This is a genomic window from Actinomyces sp. oral taxon 175 str. F0384 (assembly GCF_000223355.1).
Classification (GTDB): domain Bacteria; phylum Actinomycetota; class Actinomycetes; order Actinomycetales; family Actinomycetaceae; genus Actinomyces; species Actinomyces oris.
This window is the reverse complement of record NZ_AFUR01000001.1, coordinates 503533-516346: the sequence shown is the minus strand read 5'-3', so window position 1 is coordinate 516346 and position 12814 is coordinate 503533. Positions and strand designations below refer to the sequence as shown.

Genomic DNA, 12814 nt, shown 5'->3' with positions numbered 1-12814 from the left:
CGCTGTCCTCAGAGATGCCCCGCGCGCCAATCCCACTAGACCTTGAGCTCGCGCGGCAGGCGCAGGAGAACGACGGCGACACTGAGCACCGACAGCGTGAAGGCCGCCCAGAACAGGGCGTGCGTCCCGAGGTAGCTCACGATGAGCAGTGAGGCCAGGAGGACACCGGTGCGCGCGAGGACTCCCCCGGTCGCCGAGGCGCGCCGCTGCGCCTCAACCAGCCAGGGCGGGATCCGCGGGTCGATCGCCCCCTGGCAGGCGGGCAGGACCAGGACGGACTGGCTGGCGACGAGGATCGTCAGAGAGATGGTGATCGTCCAAGCGCCTCCCACGCCCCCGAGGGTCATACCGGTCACCAGGAAGGTGGCCCCCAGGACGGCGACGACCGTTCCCAGCACCACCCGCAGGAAGCGCAGCCGCTCGACCCGGGTCACCAGCGCCAGAGCAAGGAGCGCAAACCCCATCCAGGTCGCGGCGCTTACAGCAATCGCAGCGGATGCGAGGCCGAGCTCAGTGGCTATCAGAGGGGCCATGACCAGGGCCGCCGCCCCCAGGGGCGCCTCCTGGGCGATGATGAGGACGGCGCCGGTGAGCACGGCGGCACGCACCTCGGGCACTCGCAGCTCAGTGGGAGACACGGCCTGCTGCTCGGCCATCATCTCCGCGTCCAGCCGGGTCCAGTCGATGGCCACGGAGGCCTCCAGGGTCCCGTGCAGGCGGCGCAGCGCCTCGAAGGCCTCGACGTCGCGCCCCTGCCGCACCAGCCAGACCGGGCTCTCGGGCAGGAGCAGGGCGCAGGCCAGGTATGCCAGCGCGCTGACGGCGACCATCGCCCAGGCGATGAGGAGCCGCGGGGGACTCCACCAGGCCGCCAGGACCACAACACCGGCCGCCGCCGGGCCAAGAGCCATGGCCTGCGGCATGAGCCGCTTGTGCCCGCGCAGAGAGAGCTCGTGGCACACCAATGGCGCCACAACGAGCACCCCACCCGCGGCAAGGCCCACCAGGCCCGCCCCGATCAGGCCGACGACGCCACCGAGCCCGGCTGCGACCCCGGCGCCCAGCACTGCCAGAGCCCCCATGAGCAGGCCCATTCTCCGTCGCCCCAGGTACCGGGCGAGGGGGCGACCGGTGAAGGTTCCCAGCACCATCGCCGCAGCGATGGCACCGAGCAGGGGCAGAGCGGCGCCGCGCGCGCCGGCGACCTCGATAGCCAGCGCCCCTTCCAGGACGCCGAGGAACAGGCCTGCCGCCCATGCGTACAGGCGGAGGCGGAGCGGAGCGGGTGGCGCGCTGCGCGGCGGATGCGGGTTCATGGACCAGTCACCGTGTACGTCATAGGCGGCAGATATGTGTTGGGCTCAACTGGGAAGGGACGTTGTCTGAACAAGGAGAGGTCGGGAGGGGAACTGCGGCAGTTTCTCAGAGCCTGACGGTTGCTTCAATCCGACCGTCTCAGCTCAGCTTCACTAGCCACTGCCGCGGTCCCTCACCCCTTGACCTCAGCTGTACTCCTTCTCGAAGCGCACCTCGAGCTCCTCCAAGGAGTGGTACTTCGTCTCGGGCACGAACTTCATGTAGAAGATGAGTGACAGGACGTTCAACAGGCAGAAGATGAGGTAGGTCCCCGCCCCTCCGAGCTTCTCCATCATGACGGGGAAGACCGCGGCGACGATCGCGTTGCCGATCCACAGGGTGCCCACGGCCAGCCCCATGGCCGTACCGCGAACCTTGGCGGGGTAGATCTCAGCGATGAGGACCCAGGTGACTGTCCCGGACTGCTTGGCGAACACGAACAGCGAAACGATGAGCAGCACCAGGTAGGGGGCGAAGGTGGGAGCTCCCGCGATATTGCCGTCGGCGTCCTGGTAGGGCTGGATGAGGAAGTAGAAGACCGCTGCCAGGAGGCCGAGGGAGACCACGATGCTGGCCTCCTGGTAGATGCCCACATGGCGGCGGGCGAACTTGGTGACCAGCCACAGGCCGATGGCGGAGCCCACGAAGGAGACGAATCCGGAGACGACATTGAGGGAGATCGCGTCGCTCATGGGCAGGCCGGCCGCGGAGAGCACCTTGGGCGTGTAGTACATGGCCGTGTTGATGCCGGTGACCTGGTCGGCCAGACCCAGGATGATGCCGATGAAGAGCAGGTGGCGGGTCCATTTGACGCCCATGATCTGCGCCAGGCCCCACTTCTCCTGGTTGGCCTCCTTGCGCTGGATCTTCAGCATCTCGTCGACCTCTTCGGCGATGGAGCCGTCCTTGGACTCGTCGCGCACCCGCTTGAGGGAGCCGATGGCCTCGGCGATGCGCAGGTTGGCGACATACCAGCGCGAGGACTCCGGCATGAGGCGGATGCCGAACCACAGGGCCACGGCGGGCAGGGTGGCCAGGACGAGCATGTAGCGCCAGGTCATGCCGTTGCCGGACTCGACCACGACGTTGCTGAAGTGCTGCACGCTCTCCCAGGCGACCTTGTCGCCGGCCTTGGCGACAACCTCACCGGACTTGTTGACGACGTCGTTGGCCAGGGTGACCTCCGGGCCGCCGTGCATGCGGGCCAGGACGGCGTTCATGGAGAAGGCGAGGAACTGGCCGAAGACGATCATCATCTGGTCCACGGCCACCAGGGTGCCGCGAATGCGCTTGGGGGCCGTCTCACCAAGGAAGACGGGGACGATCGCCGAGGCTCCACCGACGGCGAAGCCCAGCACGACCCGGAAGAAGTAGAGGACCCAAATGTTGGGCGAGATCGTGCAGCCCAGCGCCCCGAAGAAGAAGACGATGGCCAGGAGCATGATGTTGTGCCGGCGCCCGTACTTGTCGGAGAGCTTGCCACCCACCGAGGCTCCAAGCGCGGCGCCGATGCACAGCAGGCCGCCGATCCAGCCCTCCTCCCAGGAGGTGATCTGCAGGCCGTCGGCGCCGTGCGGCAGGTACATGTAGGGCAGGGCGCCGGAGATGACACCGGTGTCGTACCCGAAGAGCAGCGAGCCGAGGGTGGCGACCAGGGCGATGAGTCCGAGCGAGCGCTTCGGCCCTGAGGCGGAGGTCTGGTCGACCAGCTCCCGGATCTTCTCCGGCGTGTAGTGCGCCGCAGAGCTGGGTGTTGTGGACATGAAAGAACTCCTTGGGTCGTCCGCCATCGTTGGCGGAGGCGAAAGAGAGCGCTGCTGGGTCGACCGGATGGCCCGGTCCGCCGGTCACCGCCCCGCAGCGCAGGAGCGGCGCCGACATCCACGTCGACACACCCATAATGTCATGACAATAACCTCTGGGGAAGTGGTGACGTCAGGCATTTTCAGATCCTTGGACGACAGCCCGGAAACATGCTGTTCTGCCAACGAAAAGTCAGCGTCCCGGGAGTGAGGCGCAGGCCCCCAGGACAAATATGGCGGGCGGCTTCAGTCGCCACTCCCCCGATGACACCGCCTGCAGGCCTGCCAGCGCGCAGCAACCTCAAGACCCCGGCAGGCGTCCACGCTCCGCCGGCGCCCGGTGGCCGCCTCTGGAAGTAGGGGGTCGCCCACCGCCCGGCAAAGGCGCGGACGCACCATAGGGCTCGCGAACTCATCCTGCAGGATCCGTCCTAGAGTTCTATGGTACGTCCGCGGTGATGGGTGGCGGAGCAGCCGGACTCACTCCTCGCGCTGGAAGGACATGGTCGCGGCGTAGGTCTTCTCCGAGGGCCAGCGGGTGGTCACCGCCTTGGCGCGGGTGTAGAACCGCACGCCCTCGGGACCGTGGATGTGGGTGTCACCCAGGAGCGACTCCTTCCAGCCGCCGAAGGAGTAGTAGGCCACCGGCGTCGGGATCGGCACATTGATGCCCACCATCCCGGCCTCGACGTCGAGCTCGAAGCGACGGGCCACACCGCCGTCGTTGGTGAAGATGGCCGCGCCGTTGCCGAAGGGCGAGGAGTTGACCTGCTTGATGGCCTCCTCGTAGGTGTCGGCGTGGACGATGGCGAGCACCGGACCGAAGACCTCCTCGGTGTAGAGCGAGGACTCCAGGGAGACGTTGTCGACAATGGTCGGGCCGAGGAAGTGGCCCTTCTCGTGTCCGGGGATGACCAGCGGGCGACCGTCGAGGACGACCTCGGCTCCCTTGGCCTCGGCGTCGTCGATGAGTCCGGTGATGAACTCCTTGGACTTGGCGTCGATGACCGGGCCCATCTCGACGCCCTCGTCCATGCCGTAGCCGACCTTGATCTTCTCGGCGTGGGCCTTGACGCGGCGGGCCAGATCCGGGCCGCAGCCGCCCACGGCCACCACGACGGGCAGGGCCATGCAGCGCTCGCCGGCGGCGCCGAAGGCGGCGGCGGAGATGTGCTGGGCGGCGAAGTCCAGGTCGGAGTCGGGCATGACGATGGCGTGGTTGTTCGCCCCGCCCAGGGCCTGGACGCGCTTGCCGTGGGTGACGCCGGTGTTCTGGACGATGTGGGCCACCGGGGTGGAACCCACGAAGGAGATCGCGTCGATGCCGGGGTGCTCAAGGACCTTGGAGACCATGGTGCGGTTGCCGGAAACGACGTTGAAGACGCCGTCGGGCAGGCCGGCCTCCTTGTAGAGCTCGGCCGTCAGCAGCGCCGCCGAGGGCGTGGCCGAGGCCGGCTTGAGGACGAAGGCGTTACCGGTGGCGATGGCGATGGGGTGCATCCACATGGGCACCATGGCCGGGAAGTTGAAGGGGCAGATGCCGGCGACAACGCCGACCGGCTGGCGCAGGGTGTGGATGTCCACGCCGGTGGAGATGTCGAAGGAGTGCTCGCCCTTGAGGGCCAGGTTGATGGCGGTGGCGAAGTCGAGGGTCTCGCGCCCGCGCTGGATCTCGCCGATGGCGTCGGAGTAGTTCTTGCCGTGCTCGGCTACGATCATCTTGGCCATCTCGTCCTGGTGGTCCAGGACCAGCTGGCGCATGCGGAACATGATGGCGGTGCGCTTGGCCAGCGAGACCTTCGCCCACTCCTTCTGGGCACGGCGGGCCACCTCGACGGCGTGGTCGAGGTCGGCGTCGGAGGCCTGGAGCAGCTCGGCCTCGACCTCACCGGTTCCCGGGTTCTCGACGGCGAAGCGCCCGATCGGGTTTCCCTCGTAGTACTTTCCGTCAACCCAGTGCGCAATGGTTCTCATCGTTATCGACTCCTGATTGTCGGTTTCGCGGACCCGCCCCGCCTATGGGGTGGGTAGGGCCGGACTCAGACCAAGGTCTCAGTGGCGGACCGGCCGGGCGCCCAGCGCCTTGCATGTGCCCCCAGCCTAACGTCCCAGACGGCGAATGGCGCCGTTTTGTCAGAACATAATCGGGGCGTTGACCACATCGTGATCTTGGCATCCCCTCCGCAGCGCCACCGGCACAGCGACCGGCGACGCCCTCCCCGGACGGGGGCACGCGCACGGCGGGGGTCCACGGCACCATCAGCCGTGGACCCCCGCCGTCGCGGCCGGCGGAGAAGCGCGCCGTCATCCGCGTCCTACCTGCGATCCCTTCAGGTAGAGGCCTTACAGGTAGTGACGCTGAGGCTTGCGGTCACGCAGGTACTCCTCATAGGCGCGCTGCGTGGACTCCAGCTCGGAGACCCCCGAGACCGGGACGTCCCACCAGCTCGAGCCGGGCGGGTTGGGGCCGTAGTGGTCGGTCTCGATGTGGATCATCGTGGGACGGTCGGAGGCCTCTGCCTTGCGGTAGGCCTCCTTGAACTCCGCGATGGTGTGGACCTCGAGGACGTCCAGGCCCCAGGAGCGTGCGTTGGCGGCGATGTCAACACCGTCGATGACCTGCTCGTCGGCCAGGTGGCTGCCCTCGCCGCGCCGGCGGTACTTGGTGCCGAAGCGCTGGGAGCCGCGGGACTCCGAGAGGGCGCCGATGGAGCAGAAGCCGTAGTTCTGCAGCAGGACGTAGATGACCTTGATGTTCTCCTGGACCACCGTGGCCAGCTCCATGGGGAGCATCTGGTAGGTGCCGTCGCCCACAATGGCGACCACCTCGGCCTCGGGGCGGGCGAGCTTGACGCCCATGGCGGCGGGCACCTCGTAGCCCATGCAGGAGAAGGCGTACTCCACGTGGTACTGCAGCGGGCTGCGGGCCTGCCACAGGGCCTGGAGGTCACCGGGCATGGAGCCGGCGGCATTGATGACCACGTCCTCCTCCCCCATGAGCTCGTTGAGGGCGCCGAAGACCTCGGTCTGGGCGGGCAGGGGCCCGTGGTCCAGGTGATAGCAGCGCTCGGTGGCCTTGAGCCAGGCCTCCTTCTCCGCGGTGATCTCCTCGGAGTAGGCCGCCTCGACGCGGTAGTCCGCGAGCGCCTCTGTCAGGGCCGCCAGGGCCTCGCGGGCGTCGGCCACCACCATCTCGGCGCTCTCCTTGGCGGCGTCGAAGGGGGTGACGTTGATGTTCACGAACTTCACGTCGGGGTTCTTGAACTGGGTCTTGGAGGCCGTGGTGAAGTCGGAGTAGCGGGTGCCCACGCCGATGATGAGGTCGGCCTTGTCGGCGATGTGGTTGCCGGAGTCGCAGCCGGTGGAGCCCACGCCGCCCACGGCGCTGGGGTGGTCGAAGTTGATGGCGCCCTTGCCGGCCTGGGTGTCGCCCACCGGGATGCCGGTGGCGGTGGCTAGGGCGCGCAGCTCCTCGCTGGCTCCGGCGTAGATGGTGCCGCCGCCGGTGATGATGAGGGGGCGCTTGGCGGCCTTGATGAGGGCGACGGCGCGCTCCAGGGCGGCGGGCTCGGGCACCGGGCGGCGCACGTGCCACACGCGCTTGCGGAACAGCTCCACGGGCCAGTCGAAGACCTCGGCCTGGACGTCCTGGGGCATGGCGATGGTGACCGCGCCGGTCTCGGCGGGGTCGGTGAGCACGCGCATGGCGTTGAGCAGTGAGGGGATGAGCTGCTCGGGCCGGTTGATGCGGTCGAAGAAGCGCGAGACGGGGCGGAAGGCGTCATTGACGCTGACGTCCAGGCTGGTGGGGTCCTCCAGCTGCTGGAGTACGGGGTCGGGGACGCGGGTGGCGAACTGGTCGGAGGGGAAGAGCAGCACCGGCAGGCGGTTGGTGGTGGCCAGGGCGGCCCCGGTGACCATGTTGAGGGAGCCCGGGCCGATGGAGGCCGTGCACATGTAGGTCTGGAGGCGGTTGGTGGTCTTGGCGAAGGCGGCTGCCGCGTGCACCTGTCCCTGCTCGTTGCGGGGCATGATGTAGGGCATCTCCTGCTCGCCGTCGGCGCGGGCGATCTCGTTCTGCAGGAGGGCCTGGCCGATGCCGGCCACGTTGCCGTGGCCGAAGATGCCGAGGGCACCGGCGATGAGGCGCTGCTCGACGCCGTCGCGCTCGGAGTACTGGTTGGACAGGAAACGGATGGTGGCCTGGGCGACCGTCAGGCGGATCGTGCCGGCGTAGGCTTCGTTGCTCATCGTGGTTCTTCTCTGCTCTTCTCAGGTGGTGGGGGCGGTCGAAAGGCGGATCGGCTAGTCGTTCATGGGGGTCATGGGCAGGCGCGGGTCGACCTCCTGGCCCTCCCAGGTCTGGCGCACCCAGGTGTGGTGGGGGTCGTCGGTCATGAGCCACACGGAGTCCTCGGCGGGGCCGGCCATGACGTTGAGGTAGTAGAGGTCGTAGCCGGGGGCGGCCACGGAGGGGCCGTGGTAGCCGTAGGGCATGACGACGACGTCGCCGCCGCGCACCTCGGTGCACACGTCGATGTCGTGGCCGGGCGAGGGGTAGATGCGCTGGAGTGCGAAGCCCTCGGCGTCGTCCTCGCCGGCGCGGACCTGGTAGTAGTAGATCTCCTCCAGGACCCGCTCGACCTCGGTGTGCTCGTCGTGCTTGTGGGGCGGGTAGGAGGACCAGTTGCCTCCGGGGGTCAGGACCTCGCAGGCCAGCAGGTGGGAGGTCTCGACGTCGTTGCCCAGGGCGTAGTTGTTGACCTGGCGCGAGGAGGGGCCGGCCCCCCGCAGGCCGGTGCCGACCTCGGAGCGCGAGCAGTAGCGCAGCGGCTTGTCGGTGGTGGCCTTGGAGCCGGGCAGGGCGATGCGGGCACCGTCGGCGCTGGTGAGGGTCACTTCGGTGCGGCGGGGGACGTAGACGTAGTCGGTGATGTCGGTGAAGACCGACTCGCGCCCGGCCACCTCGAGGCACTCACCGCCGGCCTGGACGGTGCAGCCTCCCGACAGGGGCAGGACGAGGTACTCGTGCTCACCGGCGGGCACGGTCAGGGGCTTCCCAGGAGCGAGCGCCACCACGCGCAGGGAGGACCACTCCCAGCCGGCCCGCTCCGGGGTGAGGTCCAGCTCGTAGCTGTCGTGGGCGAGCTCGCCGGCGCGGATGACGTAGCGGGACTGGTCCGACGTCTCGGACTGGGCGGTGCGGTCGGTGTGGCCCATGGTGGTGCTCCTTCAGCTCCTGGGGGTACTCGTGGGGATTGTCTCGTATGGGGTGGCCCGGCCGGGGCCGATTGACGGGGGTTGCGGCGGTTGCGGCGGTTCCGGTGGCGGGACGTGTCAGGTGCTCACAGCAGGGCGACGGCGGCGTCGACGGCGGCCTCGACGTCGTCATTGCCCGGGTAGAGCAGGGAGCGGCCCACGACCAGTCCCCTGACGTTGGGAAGCTCCAGGGCCGCCGCCCAGGAGGCGCGGGTGGCCTCGGGGTCGGTGGAGACCTCGCCGCCCAGGATGAGGCTGGGCAGGGAGGTGGAGGCCATGACGCGCCGCATCGAGGCGGGATCGCTGACGCAGGGCAGCTTGAGCCAGGTGTGCGCCGAGCTGCGCCCCAGCGCCTGGGCGATGCAGATCGAGCGGATGACGGCCTCCTCTCTGAGGTCGTTGACGATCCGGCCGCCCTCCCACTGGGAGATGAAGGGCTCGATCATGGCGTTCAGGCCACGCTCGGACAGGGAGTCGATGGCCTTGGCGCTGGCCTCGAGGGTGGCGGCGCTGGCGGGGTCGGCGTAGTTGATGCGGGTGAGCATCTTGCCGCCGTCGAGGTGGGAGGCCTCGATGCCTTCAGCGTCGTAGGCGCCGAAGCGGTCGTCCATCTCGAAGGAGGCCCCCTGGAGGCCGACCCGGTTCATCGAGCCCCACACGAGCTTGCCATCCAGGGCGCCCAGGAGGGTCAGGTCCTCGATGATCTCGGCGGTTCCCAGGAACCCGTTGACGCCGGGGCGGGACAGGGCCGTCATGCAGCGCCGCAGGAGGTCCTCGCGGTCGGCCATCGCCAGGGGCCTCTCGCCGGCCCCCAGGGCCCCGCGGGCCGGGTGGTCGCAGGCGATGACCATGAGGCGCTCGGCCCCGGCGAGGTCGGCACGGGGGCGCTGGGCCAGGGCCCGGCCGATGCGGCCGGGGTCGGTGGCCCGGATCTCGGTGACGGCGTCGGTCAGCGGCCGCGGCCCCGAGGCGGAGGCGGCAGGGGTGGATGATGCGTTCATCGGGGGCTCCTCACAGGTCCGTCAGCCCCGGGGCGACCTCGTCGCGGCGGGCGCGCATGAGCTCGAGCAGCTCGGGTTCGGTGGGCATGGCGGTGGAGCACTCCAGTCGCGAGGAGACGATCGCTCCTGCGGTGGAGGCGGCGAAGATGGTCTTCTCCAGCGACCAGCCCGACAGCAGGCCGTGGCAGATGGCCCCACCGAAGGCGTCCCCGGCTCCCAGACCGTTCTTCGTCTCCACCGAGGTCACGGGCATCTCCACCCGCTCGGTGCGGGTCTTGGCCAACGTCCCCTCCAGGCCCTGCTTGACGATCGCCAGCTCGACGCCGGCCTCCAGGAGGGCGTCGGCCGCCCGCTCGGGGTCGCGCTCGCCGACGGCGACCTCGCACTCCTCCCGGTTGCCGATGGCGACGGTGACTTTGGGAAGGATCTTGGAGACCTCCCGGTGGGCCGTCTCCTTGTCCTTCCAGAACATGGGGCGGTAGTCGAGGTCGGCGATCGTGAAGCGCCGCCGGTCTCGGGTGCCCAGGGCCGCGTGGTGGGCCGAGCGCGAGGGCTCCTTGCTCAGGCCGGTCACCGAGATCCAGAAGATCGAGGCGTCGCGGATGGCCTCCAGCGGCAGGTCCTCCCAAGTCAGCTCCAGGTCGGGGGCCGAGGGCTCGCGGTAGAAGTAGAGGGGGAAGTCATCCGGCGGGAAGATCTCGCAGAAGGTAACCGGGGTGTTGTAGGCGGCCTTGGTGACGACGTGGCGGTCGTCGACCCCGAGGCGGCGCATCTCGGTGCGCACGAAGCGCCCGAAGGGGTCGTTTCCCACGCCGGTGACGACGGCGGAGCGGTGCCCGTAGCGGGCGGCGGCCACCGCCACATTGGTGGGGCTCCCGCCCAGGAACTTGCCGAAGCTCTCCACGTCCTCCAGCCCGACGCCGACCTGAAGGGGGTAGATGTCGATGCCGCAGCGCCCGATGGTGAGCACGTCGAGCCGGTCGGCGTCTCCGGCGGCTGCGGGCGAGCTCTCGGGCGCGACCGCCTCGGTCACCTGGGTCGTTGCCGTCGTTGCTGTCGTCACGGTGATCGCGTCTCCACATCCTTGGGGGCTGCAGGCCTGCGGAACGGAGGTCTGCGTCGGGCGTCACTGCGAAGCCTGCCCCACTGGACCGCTCCAGGTCAAGCATTTGTCAGAACATTTAGGACCCGTCTTCCCGCACAGCAGCCACAGGATGGCGACAGTGCGTGACATCAGCACACAGCATCCGTATGCTCGAGGCATTATCACGTCTGACACAGGCTCACCTCATGCCCGATTCAACATCCCCTTTCGCCCTCGACATCACGATCGACCGCGAGTCCAAGACGCCGCTGCACACGCAAATTTCCGAGCCGCTGGCCACACTCATCCTTGACGGCACACTGCCCGCCGGTAGCCGTCTGGAGGACGAGCTCTCGATGGCCAAGCGACTGAAGGTCTCCCGCCCCACGGCGCGCCAGGCCCTTCAGCACCTGGTGGACCGCGGCCTGGTCAAGCGCCGTCGGGGCGTGGGCACGATCGTCTCCCCCATGCACGTCCACCGCCCGATGCAGCTGACGAGCCTGCTGTCAGACCTGTCCGCGGCCGGCCACACGACCTCCACGAGCGTGCTGGACTACGTCGAGCACGAGGCCGACGCCGAGGCCGCCGAGCACCTCGAGGTCGAGGAGGGCACCGCCGTCGTGACCTGCACCCGCATCCGCTGCGCCGACGGCGAGCCGATCGCAGTGCTGTCCAACCTCATGCCGGCAGCCATCGCCCCCACCCGTGAGGAGCTGGAGGCCGGAGGCCTCTACGACCTGCTGCGCGCCCAGGACGTCATCCCCACCACGGCCAAGCAGATCATCGGGGCCCGCAATGCCACCGCCCGCGAGGCCGACCTCCTCCACGAGCGGCGCCGCGCCGCCCTCATGACCGCCACCCGCATCACCTACGACCAGTCGGGCCGCGTCATCGAGTACGGGCAGCACATCTATCGGGCCTCGCGCTACACCTTCGAGACCTCGCTGTTCTCCAGCTAGCCCTCACCCCAACACAGGAGTCACCACCACTCCCAGGAATCTTTGTCCTGACATTTTATTGACAGATGCCGTCGAGCACACTTCAATAGGGGATACCGGACCGCGGCTGCAAGGACGCCTGCGCGGATGAACCCGAAAGAGAGCACAGAACCGATGAGCATCGACTACACCCCCGGACCCCTTCTCGACGCCGCCCGCAACACGCCCACCGCCCTGTGGAACGACTCAGCCGACCCCGACGAGCTGCGCCAGTCCATCTCCTTCGGCGGCGTCGGCGCCACCTGCAACCCCACCATCGCCTACACCTGCATCAACCAGCGCAAGGACGTGTGGCTCCCCCGCATCGCCGAGCTGGCCGAGGAGATGCCCGAGGCCACCGAGTCCGAGATCGGCTGGCAGGTCGTGCGCGAGATGAGCATCGAGGCCGCCACGCTGCTCGAGCCCATCTTCGAGGAGCACAAGGGCCGCAACGGTCGCCTGTCGATGCAGACCGACCCGCGCCTGGCCCGCAGCGCCAAGGCCCTTGCCGACCAGGCCGAGGAGTTCTCCAACCTGGCCAAGAACATCATCGTCAAGATCCCCGCCACCTCCGTGGGCGTCAAGGCCATCGAGGACGCCACCTACCGGGGTGTGTCGGTCAACGTCACCGTCTCCTTCTCCGTGCCCCAGGCCGTGGCCACCGGTGAGGCCATTGAGCGCGGCCTCAAGCGCCGCGAGGCCGAGGGCAAGGACGTCTCCACCATGGGTCCGGTCGTCACCCTCATGGGCGGTCGCCTGGACGACTGGCTCAAGATCGTGGCCAAGCGGGACAAGCTCTTCATCGACCCCGGTCACCTGGAGTGGGGCGGCGTAGCCGCCCTCAAGCGCGCCTACCAGGAGTTCCAGGCCCGTGGCCTGCGCGCCCGCGTGCTGTCGGCCGCCTTCCGCAACGTGCTGCAGTGGTCCGAGCTGGTCGGCGGCGACCTGGTCGTCTCCCCGCCCTTCGCCTGGCAGAAGCTCATCAACGACTCCGACTACAAGGTCGTCGAGCGCATCAACGAGCCCGTGGCCCCCGAGATCATGGAGACGCTCCTGTCGATCCCCGAGTTCGTGCGCGCCTACGAGCCCGACGGCATGACGCCCGAGGAGTTCGACACCTTCGGCGCGACCCGCCGCACCCTGCGCGGATTCCTCCAGGCCGACGCCGACCTGGACGCCCTGGTGCGCGACGTCATCATGCCCCAGCCCTGATCGACTCCAGTCGGGATCGTCCGGGTCCCGGTGGGGCCCGGACGACCGCAGCGGCACCCGCCGCACCGGGCGGGTCCACGGCGCGTTCGGTCATGTCCACACGTTCCGCGCCCTCGAACCGCC

9 protein-coding genes are annotated in these 12814 nt (G+C 68.9%); 2 read left to right on the top strand and 7 right to left on the bottom strand.

Features of this window, described 5'->3' with window-relative positions:
* Nucleotides 1–35 precede the first annotated feature (35 nt).
* The 7 genes from HMPREF9058_RS02100 to iolC all read right to left on the bottom strand — a co-directional run bounded on the left by HMPREF9058_RS02100 (nucleotide 36) and on the right by iolC (nucleotide 10481).
* Nucleotides 36–1316 (bottom strand): MFS transporter, encoded by a 1281-nt coding sequence (locus HMPREF9058_RS02100; protein WP_009405671.1) that lies wholly within the window; start codon nucleotides 1314–1316, stop codon nucleotides 36–38.
* A 186-nt stretch (nucleotides 1317–1502) separates the two neighbouring features.
* The gene (locus HMPREF9058_RS02095) at nucleotides 1503–3119 is read right to left on the bottom strand and encodes an MFS transporter (RefSeq protein WP_009406276.1); all 1617 of its coding nucleotides are present in this window, start codon (nucleotides 3117–3119) and stop codon (nucleotides 1503–1505) included.
* Between the two features lie 519 nt (nucleotides 3120–3638).
* Nucleotides 3639–5132 carry a CoA-acylating methylmalonate-semialdehyde dehydrogenase gene (locus HMPREF9058_RS02090; RefSeq protein WP_009747648.1) on the bottom strand — a complete coding sequence of 498 codons (1494 nt, stop codon included), beginning with the start codon at nucleotides 5130–5132 and terminating at the stop codon, nucleotides 3639–3641.
* Between the two features lie 369 nt (nucleotides 5133–5501).
* Nucleotides 5502–7409, bottom strand: coding sequence for a 3D-(3,5/4)-trihydroxycyclohexane-1,2-dione acylhydrolase (decyclizing) (gene iolD, locus HMPREF9058_RS02085; protein ID WP_009406228.1), 1908 nt, complete (start codon nucleotides 7407–7409; stop codon nucleotides 5502–5504).
* 54 nt (nucleotides 7410–7463) lie between these two features.
* A complete protein-coding gene (iolB, locus tag HMPREF9058_RS02080; RefSeq protein WP_009406028.1) occupies nucleotides 7464–8378 on the bottom strand; it encodes a 5-deoxy-glucuronate isomerase in 915 nt (304 codons plus the stop codon).
* Nucleotides 8379–8503: 125 nt separating this feature from the next.
* Nucleotides 8504–9418, bottom strand: coding sequence for a hypothetical protein (locus HMPREF9058_RS02075; protein WP_009747353.1), 915 nt, complete (start codon nucleotides 9416–9418; stop codon nucleotides 8504–8506).
* A 10-nt stretch (nucleotides 9419–9428) separates the two neighbouring features.
* Nucleotides 9429–10481: a 5-dehydro-2-deoxygluconokinase gene (iolC, locus tag HMPREF9058_RS02070; RefSeq protein ID WP_009406320.1), complete on the bottom strand. Its 1053-nt coding sequence runs from the start codon at nucleotides 10479–10481 to the stop codon at nucleotides 9429–9431.
* A gap of 227 nt (nucleotides 10482–10708) precedes the next feature.
* On the opposite strand from iolC, the gene HMPREF9058_RS02065 reads away from it, so the two are divergent.
* Nucleotides 10709–11461, top strand: a complete 753-nt coding sequence (locus HMPREF9058_RS02065; RefSeq protein ID WP_043537579.1) for a GntR family transcriptional regulator — start codon at nucleotides 10709–10711, stop codon at nucleotides 11459–11461.
* Between the two features lie 153 nt (nucleotides 11462–11614).
* Nucleotides 11615–12691, top strand: a complete 1077-nt coding sequence (locus tag HMPREF9058_RS02060; protein WP_043537578.1) for a transaldolase family protein — start codon at nucleotides 11615–11617, stop codon at nucleotides 12689–12691.
* Nucleotides 12692–12814 lie beyond the last annotated feature (123 nt).